The organism is Azospirillum sp. A23 (assembly GCF_042938965.1).
GTDB classification, from domain to species: domain Bacteria; phylum Pseudomonadota; class Alphaproteobacteria; order Azospirillales; family Azospirillaceae; genus Azospirillum; species Azospirillum melinis.
Genome location: NZ_CP170667.1, coordinates 1,904,716 through 1,924,689, shown reverse-complemented (window position 1 = coordinate 1,924,689; position 19,974 = coordinate 1,904,716). Strand labels below are relative to the sequence as shown.

Genomic DNA, 19,974 nt, shown 5'->3' with positions numbered 1-19,974 from the left:
CGCGGCCGGTCCGCCCCGATCAGCCCGCGATGCGCCCGGACAGATCCTGCACGATCTTGTCGGCACCGGTGCCGCCCGGATACACCCCGACGAATTTCCCGTCCGGACCCATCAGGTAAATAAAGCTGGAGTGATCCATCAGGTACTCGTCCGGTTTCGCGTCCTTTTGCGGCGCTTTAGCATAATAGACGCGGTAGGCGCGCGCGGCCTCCCGGACCTGCTCCGGCGTGCCGGTCAGCCCGACCATCCGCGGGTGGAACAGCGCCACATAGTCCTTCATGTGCGCCACAGTGTCGCGGTCCGGGTCGATTGTGATGAAAACCGGCCGGACCTGCTCCGCTTTCGGCCCCAGCTGGTCGAGCGCCTGGGTCATCACCCCCAGTTCGGTCGGGCAGACGTCGGGGCAATAGGTATAGCCGAAATAGATCAGCATATATTTGCCGCGGAAGTCGGCGTCCGTGACCGTCTTGCCCTGATGGTCGGTCAGGGTGAAGGGACCGCCGATGGGAACGGCGGACTTCGTGCCGCTTTCCACCGTGGTGGTGGCGCTGCGCACCTGCCACCAGGCGATCCCGGCGGACACGGCGATGGCGAGGACGGAGGCGGCGGCGATGCGCAGGAGACGTGTCTTCATGGTCCGTCAGGAATGGGGCTGCCCGCCGCCCAGGTCAAGAGGTGAGGTCTTCGCAATGTCCCGTGCCGGTCAGGCCGCGCGCGGCGCGACATGTCCGTTCCTGGCCGCCAGATGCTCGCCGATGCGCTTGTCGGCGCGCTGGATATGCTCGAACAGCCATTCGCGCACCAGCGCCAGCAGTTCGTCCGCCACGGAGTCGCCGGCGTCCAGGCGGCGGCGCAGGTCATCGGCACGGCTGCGCAGCGCCTCGTGCTGCGCCTTGTGGACCCTGGTATCGGGATAGCCGCACTGCTCCATCAGCCGCTCCTCCTGCTCGAAATGCAGGGCGGTGTAGGCGAGCAGCCGGCCGACGGCCTCGCCCAGCGCCCGGGCCGACGCCCGGCGGTCGCCGCCGCTGCGGCCGGCCCGCCCCGCCAGGGCGGCCGCCTCGTTCATCAGGGCGATCAGGATCATGTGGTCGGTGTCGATTCCCTCCTCGCCCACCGCCAGGGCATCGGTCCAGGGCATGAAGAGTCCAGACCCTTCCGGGTTCGCTCCGGCTGGCGCGCCGTGCAGATCGGCGAGCGGGGCGGCGTTGATCGCCTCGACATTGACCAGGAAGGAATCGACCATGCCGCGCAGGCCCTGCGCCTGACGGGACAGCCCGCCGGCGGCATCGAGCAGGGCATCGGCCGACCGTTCGGTTTCGCGGGCGGCGTCGGATACGGCATCGATGCTGGTGGAAACCTGACGGGTGCCGTCCGCCGCCTCGCCGGCGCTGCGGGCGATCTCGCCGGTGGCGGCCCCTTGCTGCTGGACGGCAGCGGCGATGGAGGTGCCGATCTCGTCGCTGCGGGCGACGATGGAACCGATCTCGCGGATCGCGGTCACCGCGGCGCGCGTGGCCTCCTGCACGTCGGCGATGTGGCGGGCGATCTCTTCGGTCGCCTTGGCGGTCTGGTTGGCCAGGGTCTTCACCTCGCTTGCCACCACGGCGAATCCCTTGCCCATCTCGCCGGCGCGGGCGGCCTCGATGGTGGCGTTGAGGGCCAGCAGGTTGGTCTGGCCGGCGATGCCGGCGATCAGGTCGGCCACCTCGCCGATCTTCTGGGCGGCCTGACCCAGCCCGTCGATCCGCTCGCCCGCCTTGTGCGACGCCTCCACCGCCTGGGTGGAGATGGTCGAGGAGGTCACCACCTGCTCGCCGATCACCGCGATCGAGCCGGTCAGCTGCTCCGCCGCCGAGGCGACGGTCTGCACGCTGCTGGACGCCTGCTGCGATGCGCTGGCGACGGAGGTCGCCTCGCGCCGGTTGCAGTCGGCGGTGGCGGACAGGGCGCGGGCGGTGGTTTCCAGCGTGGCGACGGCGGCCCCGACGGTGCGGATCGTCTCGGCGATGGTGGCGTCGAAGCGGTCGGTCAGGCGCTTCAGGGCACCGGCGCGCTGCTCGGTGACCCGGTGCTCGATCTTCTGCCGTTCCCAGTGTCGGGCGAGGTCGATCTGCTGGACGCGGAAGATCTCGACGGTGCGGGCCATGGCGCCGATCTCGTCGCCGCGGCCCAGCCCGGGAACCGCGACCGCGCTGTCGCCGCCGGCCAGATCCTCCATGACGCGCCCCAGCCCGTCCAGCGGCCGGACGATGGCCCGGCTGACCAGCAGGGCAAGCAGCACGGCGGCCAGCCCGATCAGCAGGCCGGTTCCGGCCAGCCGCAGCGCGGCCTCGCGGAACGCAATGTCGACATCGTCGATGTAGATGCCGGAGCCGATCAGCCAGCCCCAGGGGGCGAAGCCCTTGACGTAGGACAGCTTCGCCACCGGCTGCGCCGACCCCGGCTTCGGCCAGAGATAGTCGACGAATCCGGCACCGTCGGCTTTCACCACCCGGACGAACTCCTGGAACAGCAGCTTGCCGTTGGGATCGGCGTTGCGCGACACGTCGGTGCCGTCCAGCTCCGGCTTGATCGGGTGCATGATCATGCGCGGGGCGAGGTCGGTGATGAAGAAATACTCCTCACCATCGTGCCGCAGGGACTTCAGCGCCGCCTTGGCCTGCGCCTGGGCTTGGACGCGGGGCAGGGTGCCGGCGCGCTCCTGCGCCTCGAAATGGGCGATCAGGCTGTGGGCGACCTCGACGACGTTGCGGGTCTTGTCCTGGCGGTCGGCCATCATCTCGGCCCGCAGGCTCATCAGGCTGACCGCGGCGACCAGGGCCAGCCCAAGGCCGGCTGCGGCCAGGATCAGGGCGATCTTGCCCTTGATGCTGATGCGTTCGAACAAGGCAACGGTCACGGCTGCGGTCCCTTCCGGCAACGAAACGGCGATATCCCCAAAATTTTCGGGACTTTTGCCGCGCCGCGGCCGAAGGTCAAGGCATATTGTTCGTATATCCTATGTTCTGTTCAACGAAATGTCATAATTGCAACCATAGCAGGGTGTGTCCGGCGAACTCAGTCGCTACGGCTCGCACGAGGAGCGGCGACCGCTCCTCGCACGCAAGCCGCCGGTGAATTCTGCCGCTCAGAGCACGGTCAGCATGCTGGCGACCAGCGGATGGCGGACGATGTCCTTTTCGGTCAGTCGGGCGACGGCGATGCCCTCCACCGCCTCCAGCCGGCGGGCGATGTCGGCCAGCCCGGACAGATTGTCCAGCAGGTCGGTCTGGTCGGGATCGCCGGTCAGAACCATGGTGGAATGCCAGCCCAACCGGGTCAGCAGCATCTTGATCTGGGCATAGGTGCAGTTCTGCGCCTCGTCGATCACCACGAAGGCGTTGTTCAGGGTGCGGCCGCGCATGAAGCCGACCGGGGCGATCTCGATGGTGCCGTCGGCCATCATGGTGCGCAGCCGCTTGGAGCCCAGCCGGTCGGTCAGCGCGTCGTAGAGCGGGCGCAGGAAGGGCGCCATCTTCTCATGCATGTCGCCGGGCAGGTAGCCGATGCTCTCGCCCGCCTCGATGGCCGGGCGGGACAGGACGATGCGGTCGACGCTGCCCGATTCCAGGGCCTCCACCGCCGACGAGATGGCGATGTAGGTCTTGCCGGTCCCCGCCGGGCCCAGCGCCACCACCAGATTGTGCGCCTTGATGGCGTCCATCAGGAGCTTCTGGTTGGGGTTCTGCGGCTTCACCTTGCGGAGATAGCTCTGGTCGCGGCGATCCTCGCTCCCACCGAGCGGGTCCCAGCCGAAGGCGGCGGGGGCGTTCATACCGGGGAAGAGCGGGTGAACGGTGGAGTCGCCCGCCGCAGCGATGCCTTTGCTCGAACGCTTGGCCATGTCGCATCTCCTCGAATGGTGGGGGTGGAGCCGATTACGCAAGCAAGACGTCTGGGCACAAAAAAGCCTCCCGCAGGGGGGAGGCTCGACCGGTCGCATGGGTGCATGCTGATGAGTGCTTCGTCGGGGGCTGCTGCCGGGCCTCGTGCCGGATCCCAACATGCCGGAACCGGACATGCCCGGTCCGGACATACGGGTGCGGGCCGACGGGGGAGGTGCTCTGGAGGCGAAGCAAGGTGCAAGAGAACCTCGTCGTCGATGGAAGCCACGCAACCTGACTGTACCGGTCATAACGCGGCGCGTCAGGCAAAATTGCGGCCGACGCAAAATATTCATACCAGATGTGGTGTGGGTGCCGCAGGAAAGCCGCCAGAGCGGGTTTGGTAACCCTTTCCGCCGAGCCGGTCCGGCCGGTGGCTTAGCCTTCCGACTGAGGCGGCCGAAAGGCTTTGCCGCTGCCGCGGGCTTTCATTACTATGGTCGGCCACGGGGGAAATCGAAAGACATGTTGCAACCCTGGCCTGTTCCCTTCCGGGGCGGGCTGCGATCTCAGGTCGTCGTGCCTGACGTCCCCGGGCGTCGTGGCCGCCGATGGCCGGAGACGGCGGGTGTTTGCCGAAGGGCAGGCGGCGGCACGGCTTCGGATTGTCACCCGTGCCGGCGGGGAATCTCTTGAATCCGACCGGTGTGGACGGCTAGAAGGCGCTGATTGGCTGGCTCGATGCCGGGACTGCGCAACAGCGGTTCCGGGGCGGGACCGGGCACTCGGGTGAGCCGGATGCGGTGAACCCGATGCACGGCACGGGACGGCAGGAACGAACGGGAAGGCTACGGTGAGCAGCGCCAGTCAGGTCGCCGAACGGGATGTGCCGTTCCAGTTGCGTGGCAACTCCTTCACCATGATGGTGCTGAAGGTTTTCGCCCCGACATCGCCGAATTTCTTCACCCAGCTGAACGTAAAGGTGCGCCAGGCGCCCAACTTCTTCCACAACGCGCCGGTCGTGCTGGATTTCGACGATCTGCCGGAGAGCATCGTCTTCGATCTGGGCGCCTTCGTGGCGCAGGTGCAGGCGCTGCATCTGCTGCCGGTCGGCTTCCAGGGCGGGCCGCAGCCGGTGCGCGAGGCGGCGATGGCCGTCGGGCTGACGCCGATGCCGTCGGGCCGCGCCGCCAAGCTGGAAGAGGTGGTGAAGGCCCCCGATCCGCGCCAGCCGGATCAGCAGACCCCGATCCCGGCGCCGCAGGTGCTGATCGAGGTCGTCCACCGTCCGACGCTGGTGGTGACCGAGCCGGTGCGCTCCGGCATGCGGGTCTATGCCGAGAAGACCGACCTGATCGTCACCAGCTCCGTCTCTCCGGGGGCGGAGCTGCTGGCCGACGGCAACATCCATGTCTATGGCGCGCTGCGCGGCCGGGCGCTGGCCGGTTTCTCCGGCGACACCAACGCCCGCATCTTCTGCCACAGCCTGGAGGCCGAGGTGCTATCGGTCGCAGGCAATTATCGCGTCAGCGAAGACATCGGCAGTGACTTTTACAGGAAAGCCGTGCAGGTTTTCCTGCGCGACGGCGTCCTCAGCATGGATCTGCTGAAGACCGCCTGAGGACTATAGCGGCGGAATCTTGTCCGGAGGCGGCAATCTTCGGACGGTGTTCGGTATCGGTGACGGCAACTTTGGGATTATGGGAGAGGCTCCGTTGAGCAAGATCATCGTCATGACCTCCGGCAAGGGCGGTGTCGGCAAGACGACCTCGTCCGCGGCCTTCGCAACCGGGCTGGCGCTTCGCGGCTTCAAGACGGTCGTCATCGATTTCGACGTTGGCCTGCGCAACCTGGACCTGGTGATGGGTTGCGAGCGCCGGGTGGTCTTCGACTTCATCAACGTCATCAACGGCGAAGCGAAGCTGAACCAGGCGCTGATCAAGGACAAGCGGATCGAGAACCTCTACATCCTTCCGACCTCGCAGACGCGCGACAAGGACGCGCTGACCCGCGAGGGCGTGGAGAAGGTGCTGAACGAGCTGTCCAAGGACTTCGACTACATCCTGTGCGACAGCCCGGCCGGCATCGAGCGCGGCGCCCTGATGTCGCTCTATTTCGCCGACCACGCGATCATCGTCACCAACCCGGAAGTCTCGTCGGTGCGCGACAGCGACCGCATCCTGGGCGTGCTGAACTCGCGCTCCCGCCGGGCCGAACAGGGGCTGGAGCCGGTGACACAGCAACTGCTGCTGACCCGCTACGACCCGGAGCGCGTCGAGAAGGGCGAGATGCTGAAGGTCGACGACGTGCTGGAGATCCTGGCGATCCCGCTGCTCGGCGTCATTCCGGAAAGCCAGGCTGTGCTGCGCGCCTCCAACGTCGGCATGCCGGTGATCCTGGACGAGGTTTCCAACGCCGGCCTGGCCTATTCGGATGCGGTCGGCCGCTTCCTGGGCGAAGACATCGAGCACCGCTTCGTCACCCCCCAGAAGAAGGGCCTGTTCAGCCGGCTCCTGCGGAGGAGCGCATGAGCATCTTCAACTTCTTCCGCGCGGCACCCCGCGCGTCGGCCGTCCAGGCCAAGGAGCGTCTGCAGATCGTCATGGCGCACGAGCGCGCCGGGCGCAGCGGCCCCGACTATCTGCCGATGCTCCAGCAGGAACTGCTGGCGGTCATCGCCAAATACGTCAACATCGACGAGAACAAGGTCGAGGTGAAGCTGGACCGCGGCGGCGACTGCTCGACGCTGGAGGTCAACATCGAGCTGCCGGCGCGCGAGCAGGCCAAGGCCGCCGCGGCGGCCAAGCCGGCGGAGAAGTCGGCCGGCAACGACGCCGGCGCGGCCAAGCGCCCGGCCGGCGGCGCCGTCGGCAATGGCGGCGCGAAGAAGCGCATCTGAAGCCAAGCCGTCGTTCGAACGGTTCAAGCCCCTCCGGCGTCCTCGCGCCGGAGGGGTTTTTCGTTCCAGGCCTGCCGCCGTCCGCCGCGGATTCGGGATGCGGCATCGGACATAGGCCGTCCCTGATCCTCCGTCCGGGTTTACGGCCGGGCAGGGACGGGGTATCAACAGGGATACGCCGCACGAAAGCCCAATGGCTCCAAAGGCCTGTCTTGAACGGCCTTCCTTGAATGGACTCATGGGCGACGGGGTGGACCGACCACGGGACAAGAGGGTGCCGATGTTCCTCGATTGCTCGTCGCTGATCGCCGAGAACCCGCCGCGGCCGTCGAACGGGATTGCCGTCACGGACATCGACGGCGACGGCGCCCTCGAGTTGGTCGTGGCCGGCTACCGCTCCGCCAACCTCGTCCTGAAATGGGTCGATGGGCGTCTGGTCGACATCGCCAACCCGCTGCTCGCCGATCCCGCCGGCCCGGCGCTGGGGCTGGCCGCTGCCGACATCGACGGCGATGGGCGGGAGGAGCTGTACATCGTCAATTCCGACCGCGCCACCGGAGCCAAGGACATGGCCGACCGGCTGTTCGCATGCTTCGGCAATCATTGGCTCGACCTGTTCGCGCAGGCGGAGAATGCCGGGGCGGCCAACCACACCGCTGCGGGCGCGGTGGCGGCGATCGACCGCTGGGGCCATGGCCGCTATGGCTTCCTGGTGGCGACCGACGGCGGTCCCTTGCGCCTGTACGAGCTGACCCGGCGCGGCCGGCTGGAGGATGGCGCGGAGGAGGCGGGGCTCGACTCCATCGGTGCCGCGCGCGGTGTCACGGTTCTGCCCATCGTGTCCGACCATATGGATGTGGTGACGGTCAATGACGGCGGCCCCAACCAGCTGTTCCGCAACCTGGGCGACGGCAATTTCGAGGAGATCGCCGAGGAGCGCGGCATCGCCGATTCGCGTCCGTCCGGCCGTGCGGTCGCGGCGCTGGATGTCGATGGCGACGGGCTGTTCGATCTGGTCGTCGGCACCTGGGACGGGGCGCAACGCCATTTCCACCAGCGCATGGGCGGCGCCTTCGTCGAATCGGCCGGGGCCGACCTGTCGATGCCCGGCCGCATCTTCACCGTCGTCGCCGCCGATTTCGACAATGACGGTTATGAGGAGCTGTTCTTCCACGCCCATGGCGAGCCCAACCGGCTGTTCGGCTGGCGCAACGACCAGTGGCAGGAACTGGAGCTTGGCGACGCGGCCGAGCCGAAGGGGCTGGGCACCGGTGCGGTCGCGGCCGACATCGACGGCGACGGGCGCCTGGAGCTGGTGCTGGCGCACGGCGACAGCCATGGCGTCCACGACGGAGCCGGGCAGCCGCTGTCCATCTACCGCCCGGCGGCCTCCAACAATGGCTGGCTGCGTGTCCAGCCGCTGACCCCCTTCGGCGCTCCGGCCCGCGGCGCGGTCGTCATCCTGACCGCCGGCGGCCGGCGCCAGCGCCGGGCGGTCTGCGCCGGGTCCGGCTATCTGTGCCAGGGCGAACCGGTTGCCCATTTCGGGCTGGGGCCGCTGCACGAGGTGGAGCAGGTCGAGGTGCGCTGGCCCGACGGCACCGTGGTGACGGTGGACAACCCGCCGGCCGACCGTTCGCTGACTGTGCCCTATCCGCCGGAATGAGCGGAATTTCATCCACCCGGATGATGGTCACCCAAATATTTCGGCCTCGCAATGGGTAGGGTCTTTCCTGTCGCCTTCCGTCACATTAGAGTGCATTTCGTTGCGGCTCCCGTATTGCGGGATATCGTGCGGCATGCCGATCCGGACATATTCCGTTCCTGCCGCCGAAACCTGCTGCAATCGGGCGCTTGAGACCGTGCGGGTTTGGGAAGCGGGAGACCGGAAGGCACATGGCACGACGCGACGTCCCCCTGACGGGGGTGGAACGCTTCTTCGACCCGGATGAAGTCATCGTTTCCAAAACCGACCTGAAGGGGCGGATCACCTACGCGAACCGGGTGTTCCAGCGGGTCGCCGGCTATGACGAGGCCGACCTGATGGGGGCGCCCCATTCCATCGTCCGCCATCCCGACATGCCGCGCTGCGTCTTCAAGCTGCTGTGGGACACGCTGGCGGCGGGGAAGGAGATCTTCGCCTATGTGGTCAACCGCGCCCGCAACGGCGACCATTACTGGGTCTTCGCCCATGTCACCCCCAGTTTCGACGCCGAAGGGCGGGTGATCGGCTACCACTCCTCCCGCCGGGTGCCGGAACGGGCGGCTCTGGACAAGGTCATCCCGCTCTACCGCCAGCTTCTGGACATCGAGAACAGCCATGCCGACCGCAGGCAGGGGATGGAGGCGGGATTCGCCGCCGTCCTCGCCCTGCTGGCGGAGAAGGGGATCGGGTATGACGAATTCGTCTTCTCCCTTTAAGCCGTCCTCCAAGCCGTCCTCTTCCGGGTCATCGTCGCTGACGCGGGCCGGCGGACTGGCCGTGTTGGCTGGCGTGGCTCTGGCGGCGCTGCTGGCTGCCGATCTGCTCGAGATGGGCGGGCTGGCTCTGCGTGCCGGTCTGGCGGTGGCCGGTCTGGCGGCACTGGGCGGGGCGCTGCTGTACCTGCGCCGTGCCGGCGCGGCGGTCGATCGGCTGACGCGGGTGAACCGTGCCGTCGCCGCCGGCGATTTCGAGGCGCGGGTGATCGGCATCCGCGAGGGCGGGGCGCTGGGCGAGCTGATGCACGCCACCAACGACGCCATCGACCGCACCGACGCCTTCGTGCGCGAGGCGACCGCCTCGATGCATGCGGTGTCGGAACACAAGTATTTCCGCCGTATCGTGCTGCGCGGCATGCAGGGCGGCTTCCTGCACGCCAGCCGGACCATCAACGCGGCGACGGAGAGCATCTCGCAGAAGGTTGCCGGCTTCGCCGGCGTGACCCAGCGTTTCGAAGGTCAGATCCAGAGCGTGTGCAGCGAGGTGGCCGATACCGCCCACCGGCTGGAGGTCTCCGCCCGGACCATGGAGACCGACGCGACCCAGGCCACCGGCAAGGCGTCGTCGGTCGCGGCCTCCGCCGCGCAGACCGGCAGCAATGTCGGCAGCGTCGCCGCCGCGACGGAGGAGCTGTCCGCCTCCATCGCCGACATCTCCCGCCAGATCGGCGATGTCGCCCGTGTCGCCGAGACCGCGGTCGGCGAGGCCGAACGCTCCAACGCGCTGGTCGGCACCCTGTCCGGTGCGGCGCGCACGGTCGGCGACGTCGTCACCCTGATCAACGACATCGCCAGCCAGACCAACCTGCTGGCCCTGAACGCCACCATCGAAGCGGCACGGGCCGGCGAGGCGGGCAAGGGCTTCGCCGTGGTGGCGCAGGAGGTGAAGCGGCTGGCCGATCAGACCGCCAAGGCCACCGGCGACATCGCCGCGCAGATCTCCGCCATCCAGTCCTCCACCGACGAAGCGGTGACCTCCATCGTCGGCATCGGCCACACCATCCAGTCGATCAACCGGATCGCCGCCGGCATCAGTGCCGGGATCGAGCAGCAGGGCTCCGCCGTGCGCGAGATCGTCGTGAACATGGAGCAGGCCGCCGCCGGCACCCGCGCGGTGTCCGACGACATCCGCGATGTCACCGACGCCGCCGGCCGCACCAGCGGCACCGCGCACGAGGTGTTCGCGGCATCGGGGCGCATGGCCGCGGAGGCGGACCGCCTGACCCGGGAAGTGCAGCATTTCCTGGACGAGATGCACCGCGTCGCCTGAGAGGGATGATGCGGTGCATCGGTGCGCGCCGCATCAACTGCCCGGCGAATGTGCACAGAATGTGGATGGGCTTTTTGCAATGCGGAATTGATCTGGCGTCTGGGAGCGTAATTAAGAATTTTTATTGCGAATTCGTGGCGAATTCGTGTTACGTCTCCGCAATATGAGTGTCGCGCCGATGGCAAGTTCGCAACCTGTTGAGCAACCCGACGCCAGTATGCCCGTTGTTTCAGCAGCTTAACCGGATGCTAACCCTGATGGGACGGGTGGCGGACTGTCGGTTGCGGCCAAGTGCCGCGGAAACCGGGAGGGGTGGCCCGCTTAACGAGCGTCGGTGACCGTTGGCATGGCTTTTGATTTGGAGAATGCAGGGACGGTCATGACGGGGGACAAGACGATGAGCATGGCGGGCACCGATCTGTTCGAGCTGTCGCGTGGCGTGCTGGATGTTGCGTCGAAGAAGGTGTCCTTGATCGAGGACATCACCCGGCGCACCAAGATGCTGGCCATGAATGCCCTGATCGAAGCGGCGCGGGCCGGCGACGCCGGGCGCGGCTTCGCCGTCGTCGCCAACGAGGTGTCGGAGATCTCGACCCAGGTCAACAGCATCACCAAGGAACTGCGGTCGGAGATTGTCGCCCGCGTCGATCACCTGACCACCACCGGCAGCGCCATGGTGCAGGAGATGCACGGCAAGCGGCTGGCCGACCTGTCGCTCAACATGATCGAGATCATCGACCGCAACCTGTATGAGCGGTCCTGCGACGTGCGCTGGTGGGCGACCGACAGCGCGGTGGTCGATTGCGCCGCCGATCCGACGGAGGAGGCGCGCCGCCATGCCTCGCGCCGGCTGGGCGTGATCCTGGAATCCTATACCGTCTATCTCGACCTCTGGATCGCCGACCGCAACGGCACCGTCATCGCCAACGGCCGGCCCGACCGCTATCCCGGTGCGCGCGGTGCCAATGTGTCGGACGAGCCGTGGTTCCGGCAGGCGCTGGCCACCCGCAACGGCGGCGAGTTCACCGTCGGCGACGTCGCCCGCAACCGCAGCCTGGACGACCGCGTCGTCGCCACCTACGCCACCGCCATCCGCCGCGACGGCGAGGCGGACGGCGACGCCATCGGCGTGCTGGGCATCTTCTTCGACTGGGAGCCGCAGGCTGCGGCGGTGGTCGAGGGCGTGCGGCTGGAAGCCGGCGAGCGCGAGAAGTCGCGGTGCCTGCTGCTCGACGCCCGCCACCGCGTCATCGCATCCTCCGACGGCCGCGGCATGCTGACCGAAACGGTGCCGCTGCGCCGCGCCGCCGGCACCATGGGCCATTACATCGACGACAAGAACCGTCTGGTCGGCTACGCCCTGACACCGGGTTACGAGACCTACAAGGGGCTGGGCTGGTACGGCGTCATCCTTCAGGAACGCTGAGGCCGCCAACCCTTACGCTTGAAGCCTGTCGCCTTATGGAACGGGGCCGGGATACACTCCCGGCCCTGTTCCGTTTCGGGGTTGCAGAGCATGTCCGCCCAACAGCTGACCGTCCGTCGCGAGAGTTTTCCCATACGCGGGGCCTTCCGCATCTCGCGCGGGGCCAAGACCGAGGCCGCGGTGGTGGTGGCGGAGGTGACCGACGGTCCCCACCGCGGTCGCGGTGAATGCGTGCCCTACGCCCGCTATGGCGAAAGCGTCGACGGGGTCGCCGCCGCGCTGGAGGCGATGGCCGACGCGGTCGCGGGCGGACTCGACAGAGAAACGCTGGGCCGGCTGATGCCGCCGGGTGCCGCCCGCAATGCGCTGGACTGCGCGCTGTGGGACTTGGAGGCCAAGCGCAGCGGCGTGCCGGCCTGGACGCTCGCCGGGTTGGCCCAGCCGCCGGGGCCGCTCATCACCTGCTACACGCTGAGCGTCGACGAGCCCGCCGCCATGGCCGCCGCGGCGCGGGAACGGGCGCCGCGTCATCCCCTGCTGAAGATGAAGCTGACGGGAGACGGCGACCTCGACCGTGTCGCCGCCGTCCGTGCCGCCGCTCCCACCGCCCGGCTGGTGGTCGACGCCAACGAGGGCTGGACGCTGGACCAGTTGCACCGCTTCGCCCCGGTGCTGGTCGGGCTGGGCGTCGAGATGATCGAGCAGCCGCTGCCCGCCGGCCAGGACGAGGCGCTCCGCGGGGTCGATTGCCCGGTGCCGCTCGGCGCCGACGAATCCTGCCACGGGCTGGAGTCGCTGGAGCGGTTGCGCGGGCTGTATCGGGTGGTGAACGTCAAGCTGGACAAGACCGGCGGCCTGACCGAGGCGCTGGCGATGACCGCCGCCGCCCACGCCATGGGCTTCGAGGTGATGGTCGGCTGCATGGTGGCGACGTCGCTGGCGATGGCGCCGGCGATGCTGGTGGGGCAGGGGGCGCGCTATGTCGACCTCGACGGCCCGCTGCTGCTCGCCCGCGACCGCGAGCCGGGGCTGGTCTATGACGGCGCGGTGGTGCAGCCGCCGTCGGCGGAGCTGTGGGGGTAGGGCAAGGCCTTGCCCCCACCTGTGCTCCTCACGCCCCCTGCACATAGGGCGGCGGCGGGGTCCCGACCGATGCCGGCACATAGGGCGCGTCGGCCAGCCCGTTGACCTTCGCCGCCATGACGAAGTCGTTCTCGTGCAAGCCCTTGATCTTGTGGGTCCAGAAGGCGACGGAGCAGTGGCCCCAGCCGTAATGGATCTCCGCATGGTGGCCTTCCGCCTCGCACAGGTTGCCCACCTGATTGGCGAAGGCCTGGGCCTGGACGAAGTCGGGGAACCTGAAGTCGCGCTCGATGCGGTCGGGACCTTCCTTCAGGACCCAGCCCGGCACCTGCACCAGATAGGACTCGGCCATCGCGCGGTCCATCGGCGGTATCCCACCGCGGCAGGGTTCGCAGGTCTTCGCTGCCAGTTCCTGCGTCGTCGGCGCCTGTGGTGTCATCCCGGTCTCTCCCCTGTTGGTGGCCTTGACTGGTGGTCTGCGCTAGAAGCGTACCGCCTAGAAGCTTGGGTTCCGGGCGACGCTTCGGCAAGTCCGGCACCCTGCCTGCATCCTCGCGATGCACTTTTGCCAGATGCACTTTTGGAACCGATCCGATGACAGACCTGCGCACCGACATGCCCTTCGCCGACTACCAGTATCCGACCAAGCCGGTGGACGGGCCGCGGCTCGCCATCGTCGGCGAGGCGCCGGGGGCCGAGGAGGCGCGGCAGGGCACCCCCTTCGTCGGACGCAGCGGCAAGCTGCTGGACGAATCGCTGGCCGCCGTCGGCATCGAGCGGGCGGAATGCCTCGTCGCCAACGTCTTCCGCCACCAGCCGCCCGGCAACAAGGTGGGGCACTTCTTTTCTTCGCGCGCCCGCGCCCGCAAGGAGGGGCGGGAGATCGACGAGAGCTGGGGCGCCTTCGGCACCTCGGACCGGCTGCTCGCCGAGTTCGCCGGCGAGATCGAGCATCTGCGCGCCACCCTGGCCGACTACCGCCCGTCGGTGATCGTGGCGCTTGGCCGGACGCCCACCTGGGCGCTGACCGGGGAGAACGGCATCCTGCAGCTGCGCGGCACGGTGCTGCCTTGCCGCCTGCTGGAGGGGGTGGAGGTGGTGCCGACCTTCCACCCCAGCTATCTGCTGCGCGGCCAGCTGGTGGAACAGCCGACCTTCCTGGCCGACCTGCGGCTGGCCGTGTCGCGTCTCAATCGTCAGTAGGGATCAGGCGTCAGGCATCAAGCTTCAGGCATCAAGCGTCAGGCAACAGGCGCCAGATGGCGGTTTCGCGCGCCTCCCGGTCCTCCAGCTCCAGCGAGGTCGGGACGGTGTAGGCCGCCAGCTTCTCGATGCCGCTTGCCGGGAAATAGGCGCGGCCGGGATCGCCCAGCAGCACCAGCGTGCCGGTGGCGGCGATCCCGCGCAGCCATGCCGTGACCCGCTCCGCCATCGGCCGCTCGTAACAGACGTCGCCGGCCAGGACCACGTCGATGCCCGGCAGCGGCCGGCCGACCAGATCGGCGCTGACCGGCTTGACCTCCACCCCGTTGGCTTCGGCGTTCAGCGCGATGGCGGCCAGCGAGAAGCGGTCGATGTCGCAGGACTGGACCCGCGCCGCCCCCGCCTTCATCGCGGCGATGCCGACCAGCCCGGTGCCTGCGGCAAAATCGAGCACCGACCTGCCGGCCACCAGCTCCGGCCGGTCGAGCACCAGCCGCGCCACAGCCTGTCCCCCCGGCCAAGCGAAAGCCCAGTATGGCGGTGGCAAATTCGTGGCGGCCAAGGTCTCCTCGGTTGCCTGCCAGAGTGGAGTGACTTCGGTGGCAAGATGAAGCTGGATTTCCGGCAACAGCGGCGTGGTCGTCAGCGTCGTGTTATCGCGGACGAAATCTGGCGGGGATGCATTGTTCATACGAGGTTTCCCAAGGGGCTCCGCTGTTGGGAGGAAGGCTGGCGGCGGCTTATGAATGTTACATAATTCAAACGGTGTAGACACAGCTGCGAACCCGTGTTACCCGTTTCCACCAGGGGAAAACAGAGGGATTGGGGGAGTCATGCGGCAGAGGGGAACCGCCATCGGCCTTTCGTTTGCGGCTTTGATCGCGCTGAGCCCCCTTACCGTGTCGACGGCTGCCGCACAAGACGGCGATTGCGTTCGGACGGTCCGCTCCATCTCCGACTTCACCATACGCGGCGACGCCTGGACCTGGTGGGATCATGCCGCCGGCCAGTATGACCGCGAACACCGCCCCGCCATCGGCTCCGTCCTCGTCTTCAAGCGCACCGGCCACATGCGCCGCGGTCACGTCTCGCTGGTCAGCGCGGTGATCGACCGCCGCACCATTGAGGTCGACCACAGCTGGATCGATGGCGACGGTCTGCGCCGCGGCATGCGGGTGGTCGACGTGTCCCGCAACAACGACTGGTCCGCCGTCCGCGTCTGGCACGAGCCGACCGACCAGATGGGTCTGCGCGTCTACGCCGCCTACGGCTTCATCCTGCCGGAAGGCGAGTCCGACGACCAGCGCGGCGGCCGGATGCTGGATGCCGGCGACCGCGGCATGGACCAGGGCTTCGCCAGCAGCCCGCGCGGCCGTGCCAAGGCCAGCGGCCCGCGCATGATGGAAGCCTCCCTGCAGCCGCAGAAGAACCTCAGCGTGTCGGTCCCCGGCCGCAAGCCGCAGAGCTTGGCCACGACCGCCGTCGCCTCCCACACGCCGCAGAAGCCGCAGCGCATCGACGTTGCCGTGCTGCCGTCGCGCAAGCCGTCCAGCGCGCAGTCCGCCCCGGTCACGGTCGCCGAGCTTTCCGGTCCCGGCAGCCATCGCACCGTCGCCCCCGGTCGCAAGCCCGGCTCCGGCAACGCCGTCGCCCAGCTGGCCGACACCAGCGAGCGCTGAGCGGCATAGCGTCAGGTTTTCAGGAAGGGCGGGGCTTGGCTCCGCCCTTTTCGTTTGCCCTCTTGCTTGTGCCGGTGTGCCGGCATCGCGGCCGACACCCGCAGAGCGCCTGCCTAGATCTTCCCCGCCAGGATGGCCGCCAGCACCAGCCAGCCGAACCAGCGGTTGGACTTGAACTTGTCCAGGCAATCGCCCTGATCGTCCGGCCGCCAGGTCGCGACCTGCCAGGCCAGCTGCAGTGCCGCCAGCGACAGCACCGGCAGGAACAGCCCGCCCAAGCCCGCCAGGCGTCCGGCGATGCCGATGCCGACATAGGTCAGGGTGTAGAAGCCATAAATCCAGATCTTGCTCTGGTCGCCCAGGCGCAGCGCGGTGGACTTCACGCCGATGCGGGCATCGTCCTCCTTGTCCTGATGGGCGTAGATGGTGTCATAGCCCAGCGTCCAGGCGACGCCCGTCACATAGAGCGCCAACGCCGGCCAGCCGACATCGTTCTGAACCGTGGCCCAGCCCATCAGGGCGCCCCAGTTGAAGGTCAGCCCCAGGAAAGCCTGCGGCCACCAGGTGATGCGCTTCATCAGCGGGTAGGTGAAGACCAGCAGCAGCGACAGCACCCCCAGCCCGATGGCCGTCGTCCCCAGCTGGACCAGGATCAGCAGCGACACCAGAAGCTGGGCGACGAGGAAGGCCAGGGCCTGACGCACCGTCACCTGACCCGACGGGATCGGGCGGGAACGGGTACGCTCCACCATCGCGTCGAATTTGCGGTCGAGGATGTCGTTGACGGTGCAGCCGGCGCCGCGCATCAGCACCGCGCCGACGCCGAACAGCGCCATCAGCCACAGCAGCGTCGGCCAGTCACGGAAGGGCTGCGGCATGGCCAGCGCCACGCTCCACCAGCAGGGGAACAGCAGCAGCCATGTCCCGATGGGACGGTCGAGTCGCGCCAGCGTGACATAAGGGCGCACGCGGGGCGGGAGCTTCCGCGCGATCCAGCCGTCCTGGCGGATGTCTGTGAAGCCGGACTCGGGCAGAGTGGGGCCGGTGGAGGCAGTGGGCATGACGGCGGCGGTTCCGCTGTGCTATGAGGATGTCTGACCAGCCAATCAGGGCGGCAATCAGGGCGAGGATGACGGGGAAGGTATCGGGCTGTCATCCGTGCGGCAAGCGCGGTGCGGCAATACACCCGTGCTCAAGCTATGGAAAATTGCAGCCTGTGATCTTGCGCTCGTCAAAATCGTACCAATACTGTTTCTTTGTCATAACCTCAGCGGCCTGCAATCGTAAATGGACATGAGCACAACACCGGACCGTTTCGCCGTCGTCATCGATGATGAGTCGATCATTCTGGCCGGGATGGAGATCATGCTGGACACCTGGGGCTATCAGGTGCTTGCCGCCGAGGATGTGGAAACCGTCCTGGCGAAGCTGCCCGGCTGCCCCCCGCCCAACGTGATCCTGTCCGATTACCGGCTGCGCGACGGCTGGTCGGGCATCACCGCCGTGCGGGCGGTGCGCGAGGCCTGTGGCGTCACCGTGCCCGCGATCATCCTGACCGGCGACACCGGGGCGGAACTGATGGCTGCGGCCAAGGCGGACCAGATCCGCATCCTGCACAAGCCGGTTCAGCCCAACGACCTGCGCCGGCAGATCGACTCCCTGATCGCCGTCGGTTGACGCCAGCCTCCAGACCGGGCTCGGCCGGTGACGCCCGTGTCCGAAGCTTCATTGCGTCTACCGTGAAGCGCGTGACCCTTTGGCGCTGTATTTGACGGTCTGCCTCGCGCTTCAAATCTCGTCCGGTTTCACGCGATCCGCTCTATAGTCTCCACCGCCCCGCGGAGACGAATGCCATGGCCGACCCGATCAAGACCCGCCTTTATGTCGACAGCCCGCTGGCCGAAGGCCAGTCGGTCGGGCTCGACCATGAGCGTGCCCATTTCCTCCGTCACGTCCTGCGGCTGGATCGCGGCGACTCCGTCGCGGTGTTCAACGGCCGCGATGGCGAATGGCGGGCGGTCATCGACGGTTTCGGCAAGGGCTGGTGCTCGCTGACCGTGGCGGAGCAGCGGCGGGAGCAGGACACCACCCCCGACCTGTGGCTGGTCTTCGCCCCTCTTAAGAAGGGTCGCATCGACTTCGTCGCGGAAAAGGCGACGGAGATGGGGGTATCCCGCCTGTGGCCGGTCTTCACCCGGCGAACCGACCCCAACCGCGTCAACCTCGACCGGCTGCGCGCCAACGCGGTGGAGGCGGCCGAGCAGTGCGAACGCCTCAGCGTGCCGGAGATGGGCGAGGCGGTGCCGCTGGACCGTGCGCTGGCCAGCTGGCCGGCCGACCGCAGGCTCTATCTGTGCGCGGAGGCCGGGTCCGCCCGTCCGGTCGCCGAGGTGCTGCGCGATGCGCCGCCGGGTCCGGCCGCCTTGCTGGTCGGGCCGGAGGGCGGCTTCGACCAGTCGGAACTTGACGAACTCGCCAAACTTCCCTTTGTTGTTCCGGTGGGATTGGGTCCGCGCATTCTGCGGGCCGACACGGCGGTGGTGGCGGCGTTGGCTTGCTGGCAGTCCTTGGCCGGGGATTGGACTGCCGGGGGAAGCGACCGGCGTCCGCCTTTCCGCGCGCCGATCCCGTAACCGGCCGTCACCCGGCCGATCCTCCGTCCACTTCCCGCGAGAGACTTCATGTCCGCACCCCCGACAACGCGCGGCGAACCCATCACCGACCGCCGCCAGCTTGCGGCCTATCTCGAATCCGGCTGCAAACCGGCACCCGACTGGCGCATCGGGACCGAGCACGAGAAATTCGCCTACCGCACCTCCGACCTGCGGCCGCTGCCTTATGACGGGCCGGACGGCATCCGCGAACTGCTGACCCGGATGACCCGCTTCGGCTGGCAGCCGGTGGAGGAGAAGGGCAACATCATCGCGTTGGTCCAGGACATGGCCAACATCACGCTGGAGCCCGGCGGGCAGGTCGAACTGTCCGGCGCCCCGCTGGAGACCCTGCACCAGACCTGTGCCGAGGTGCATCGGCACCTGCGCCAGGTGAAGGAGGTCGGGGGCGAGCTGGGCATCGCCATGATGGGGCTGGGCTTCCAGCCGAAATGGAGGCGCGACGACATTCCCTGGATGCCGAAGGGCCGCTACCAGATCATGCGCGACTACATGCCGAAGGTCGGCTCGCTCGGCCTCGACATGATGACGCGGACCTGCACCGTGCAGGTCAACCTCGACTTCGCCTCCGAAGCCGACATGGTGAAGAAGTTCCGCGTGTCGCTGGCCCTCCAGCCCATCGCCACCGCCCTGTTCGCCATGTCCCCCTTCACCGAGGGCAAGCCGAACGGCTTCCAGAGCTTCCGCAGCCACATCTGGACCGACACCGACGCGGACCGCACCGGCGACATCCCCTTCGTGTTCGAGGACGGCTTCGGCTTCGAACGCTATGTCGACTATCTGCTCGACACGCCGATGTACTTCGTCTACCGCGACGGCACCTACATCGACGCGGCCGGCCAGTCCTTCCGCGATTTCATGGATGGCAAGCTGCCGGCTTTGCCGGGCGAACTGCCGCTGATCACCGACTGGGCCGACCACACCACCACGGCCTTCCCCGAAGCGCGTCTGAAGAAGTATCTGGAGATGCGCGGCGCCGACGGCGGCCCGTGGCGCAGCCTGTGCGCCCTGCCGGCCCTGTGGGTCGGGCTGCTCTACGATCAGGTGGCGCTGGATGCGGCGTGGGATCTGGTGAAGGACTGGACGACGGCGGAGCGGGCGCATCTGCGCGCCGAGGTGCCGCGGTCCGGCCTGCGCACGACCTTCCGCTCTGGGACGGTGCGGAACGTGGCGCTGGAGATGCTGGCGATTGCCCGCGACGGTCTGGCCCGCCGCGCCCGCAACGACAATTGGGGGGACGACGAGACCCACTTCCTCGACACGCTTCAGGTCGTCGCCGAGACCGGCCGCAGCCCCGCCGACGAGCTTCTTGAGAAGTTCAACGGTCCCTGGGGCGGCAGCGTCGATCCGGTGTTCAAGGAATACGCGTACTGAGACGGGTGGGGGGCTGGCGCC

General features: G+C 68.0%; 18 protein-coding genes and 1 pseudogene. 13 read left to right on the top strand and 6 right to left on the bottom strand.

The features are described 5' to 3' along the window. Positions 1–19 precede the first annotated feature (19 nt). The 3 genes from ABNQ40_RS26450 to ABNQ40_RS26440 form a co-directional block, all read right to left on the bottom strand. A complete protein-coding gene (locus ABNQ40_RS26450; protein WP_109050528.1) occupies positions 20–634 on the bottom strand; it encodes an SCO family protein in 615 nt (204 codons plus the stop codon). Between the two features lie 69 nt (positions 635–703). Further along, positions 704–2,902, bottom strand: coding sequence for a bacteriohemerythrin (locus ABNQ40_RS26445; RefSeq protein WP_109050529.1), 2,199 nt, complete (start codon positions 2,900–2,902; stop codon positions 704–706). A gap of 228 nt (positions 2,903–3,130) precedes the next feature. Continuing rightward, positions 3,131–3,886 (bottom strand): PhoH family protein, encoded by a 756-nt coding sequence (locus tag ABNQ40_RS26440; protein WP_109050530.1) that lies wholly within the window; start codon positions 3,884–3,886, stop codon positions 3,131–3,133. Between the two features lie 833 nt (positions 3,887–4,719). Between ABNQ40_RS26440 and minC the strand changes: the two genes are divergently transcribed. The 8 genes and pseudogenes from minC to dgcA all read left to right on the top strand — a co-directional run bounded on the left by minC (position 4,720) and on the right by dgcA (position 13,025). Then, on the top strand, positions 4,720–5,487 hold the full coding sequence (gene minC, locus ABNQ40_RS26435; protein ID WP_109050531.1) for a septum site-determining protein MinC: 768 nt from the start codon (positions 4,720–4,722) through the stop codon (positions 5,485–5,487). 94 nt (positions 5,488–5,581) lie between these two features. Next, a complete protein-coding gene (gene minD, locus ABNQ40_RS26430; protein ID WP_014247062.1) occupies positions 5,582–6,397 on the top strand; it encodes a septum site-determining protein MinD in 816 nt (271 codons plus the stop codon). Continuing rightward, positions 6,394–6,642: pseudogene (minE, locus tag ABNQ40_RS26425) on the top strand (cell division topological specificity factor MinE); the annotation flags it as partial. The gene minD and the pseudogene minE, both read left to right, overlap by 4 nt. 403 nt (positions 6,643–7,045) lie before the next feature. Next, positions 7,046–8,431: a CRTAC1 family protein gene (locus ABNQ40_RS26420; protein WP_109050533.1), complete on the top strand. Its 1,386-nt coding sequence runs from the start codon at positions 7,046–7,048 to the stop codon at positions 8,429–8,431. Between the two features lie 230 nt (positions 8,432–8,661). Continuing rightward, positions 8,662–9,186, top strand: coding sequence for a PAS domain-containing protein (locus tag ABNQ40_RS26415; RefSeq protein WP_109050534.1), 525 nt, complete (start codon positions 8,662–8,664; stop codon positions 9,184–9,186). A 61-nt stretch (positions 9,187–9,247) separates the two neighbouring features. Continuing rightward, positions 9,248–10,516 (top strand): methyl-accepting chemotaxis protein, encoded by a 1,269-nt coding sequence (locus ABNQ40_RS26410; protein ID WP_282187250.1) that lies wholly within the window; start codon positions 9,248–9,250, stop codon positions 10,514–10,516. 397 nt (positions 10,517–10,913) lie between these two features. After that, a complete protein-coding gene (locus ABNQ40_RS26405; protein ID WP_158285647.1) occupies positions 10,914–11,942 on the top strand; it encodes a methyl-accepting chemotaxis protein in 1,029 nt (342 codons plus the stop codon). A gap of 90 nt (positions 11,943–12,032) precedes the next feature. Next, positions 12,033–13,025, top strand: a complete 993-nt coding sequence (gene dgcA / locus ABNQ40_RS26400) for an N-acetyl-D-Glu racemase DgcA (RefSeq protein ID WP_109491018.1) — start codon at positions 12,033–12,035, stop codon at positions 13,023–13,025. Between the two features lie 28 nt (positions 13,026–13,053). Here the strand turns inward: dgcA and ABNQ40_RS26395 are convergent, their stop codons facing one another. Then, entirely contained in the window at positions 13,054–13,464 is a 411-nt protein-coding gene (locus ABNQ40_RS26395) for a 4a-hydroxytetrahydrobiopterin dehydratase (RefSeq protein ID WP_109050537.1), read from the bottom strand. Positions 13,465–13,619: 155 nt separating this feature from the next. Between ABNQ40_RS26395 and ABNQ40_RS26390 the strand changes: the two genes are divergently transcribed. Further along, entirely contained in the window at positions 13,620–14,228 is a 609-nt protein-coding gene (locus ABNQ40_RS26390) for a uracil-DNA glycosylase family protein (RefSeq protein WP_109050538.1), read from the top strand. A gap of 31 nt (positions 14,229–14,259) precedes the next feature. Here the strand turns inward: ABNQ40_RS26390 and ABNQ40_RS26385 are convergent, their stop codons facing one another. After that, positions 14,260–14,919, bottom strand: a complete 660-nt coding sequence (locus ABNQ40_RS26385) for a methyltransferase (RefSeq protein WP_109050539.1) — start codon at positions 14,917–14,919, stop codon at positions 14,260–14,262. Positions 14,920–15,127: 208 nt separating this feature from the next. Here ABNQ40_RS26385 and ABNQ40_RS26380 point away from each other — a divergent pair, with 208 nt between their 5' ends. Continuing rightward, on the top strand, positions 15,128–15,907 hold the full coding sequence (locus ABNQ40_RS26380; RefSeq protein ID WP_247879862.1) for a CHAP domain-containing protein: 780 nt from the start codon (positions 15,128–15,130) through the stop codon (positions 15,905–15,907). Between the two features lie 113 nt (positions 15,908–16,020). Here ABNQ40_RS26380 and ubiA read toward each other — a convergent pair whose 3' ends face one another. Next, positions 16,021–16,968 (bottom strand): 4-hydroxybenzoate octaprenyltransferase, encoded by a 948-nt coding sequence (ubiA, locus tag ABNQ40_RS26375; protein ID WP_109050541.1) that lies wholly within the window; start codon positions 16,966–16,968, stop codon positions 16,021–16,023. A gap of 232 nt (positions 16,969–17,200) precedes the next feature. Between ubiA and ABNQ40_RS26370 the strand changes: the two genes are divergently transcribed. The 3 genes from ABNQ40_RS26370 to ABNQ40_RS26360 all read left to right on the top strand — a co-directional run bounded on the left by ABNQ40_RS26370 (position 17,201) and on the right by ABNQ40_RS26360 (position 19,953). Beyond that, the gene (locus ABNQ40_RS26370; RefSeq protein ID WP_247879863.1) at positions 17,201–17,584 is read left to right on the top strand and encodes a response regulator; all 384 of its coding nucleotides are present in this window, start codon (positions 17,201–17,203) and stop codon (positions 17,582–17,584) included. A 176-nt stretch (positions 17,585–17,760) separates the two neighbouring features. Then, positions 17,761–18,540 carry a 16S rRNA (uracil(1498)-N(3))-methyltransferase gene (locus tag ABNQ40_RS26365; protein WP_109050543.1) on the top strand — a complete coding sequence of 260 codons (780 nt, stop codon included), beginning with the start codon at positions 17,761–17,763 and terminating at the stop codon, positions 18,538–18,540. A gap of 48 nt (positions 18,541–18,588) precedes the next feature. Continuing rightward, complete coding sequence (locus tag ABNQ40_RS26360; RefSeq protein ID WP_109050544.1) at positions 18,589–19,953, top strand: glutamate--cysteine ligase; 1,365 nt, start codon at positions 18,589–18,591, stop codon at positions 19,951–19,953. Positions 19,954–19,974: the final 21 nt, after the last annotated feature.

Coding starts and splice junctions, on each gene's coding strand:
- ABNQ40_RS26385 (WP_109050539.1), bottom strand. CDS start 14,919: ATGAACAATGCATCCCCGCCAGATTTCGTCCGCGATAACACGACGCTG.
- ubiA (WP_109050541.1), bottom strand. CDS start 16,968: ATGCCCACTGCCTCCACCGGCCCCACTCTGCCCGAGTCCGGCTTCACA.
- ABNQ40_RS26405 (WP_158285647.1), top strand. CDS start 10,914: ATGAGCATGGCGGGCACCGATCTGTTCGAGCTGTCGCGTGGCGTGCTG.
- ABNQ40_RS26390 (WP_109050538.1), top strand. CDS start 13,620: ATGACAGACCTGCGCACCGACATGCCCTTCGCCGACTACCAGTATCCG.
- ABNQ40_RS26365 (WP_109050543.1), top strand. CDS start 17,761: ATGGCCGACCCGATCAAGACCCGCCTTTATGTCGACAGCCCGCTGGCC.
- ABNQ40_RS26440 (WP_109050530.1), bottom strand. CDS start 3,886: ATGGCCAAGCGTTCGAGCAAAGGCATCGCTGCGGCGGGCGACTCCACC.
- dgcA (WP_109491018.1), top strand. CDS start 12,033: ATGTCCGCCCAACAGCTGACCGTCCGTCGCGAGAGTTTTCCCATACGC.
- ABNQ40_RS26415 (WP_109050534.1), top strand. CDS start 8,662: ATGGCACGACGCGACGTCCCCCTGACGGGGGTGGAACGCTTCTTCGAC.
- ABNQ40_RS26420 (WP_109050533.1), top strand. CDS start 7,046: ATGTTCCTCGATTGCTCGTCGCTGATCGCCGAGAACCCGCCGCGGCCG.
- ABNQ40_RS26370 (WP_247879863.1), top strand. CDS start 17,201: ATGAGCACAACACCGGACCGTTTCGCCGTCGTCATCGATGATGAGTCG.
- ABNQ40_RS26450 (WP_109050528.1), bottom strand. CDS start 634: ATGAAGACACGTCTCCTGCGCATCGCCGCCGCCTCCGTCCTCGCCATC.
- ABNQ40_RS26360 (WP_109050544.1), top strand. CDS start 18,589: ATGTCCGCACCCCCGACAACGCGCGGCGAACCCATCACCGACCGCCGC.
- ABNQ40_RS26395 (WP_109050537.1), bottom strand. CDS start 13,464: ATGACACCACAGGCGCCGACGACGCAGGAACTGGCAGCGAAGACCTGC.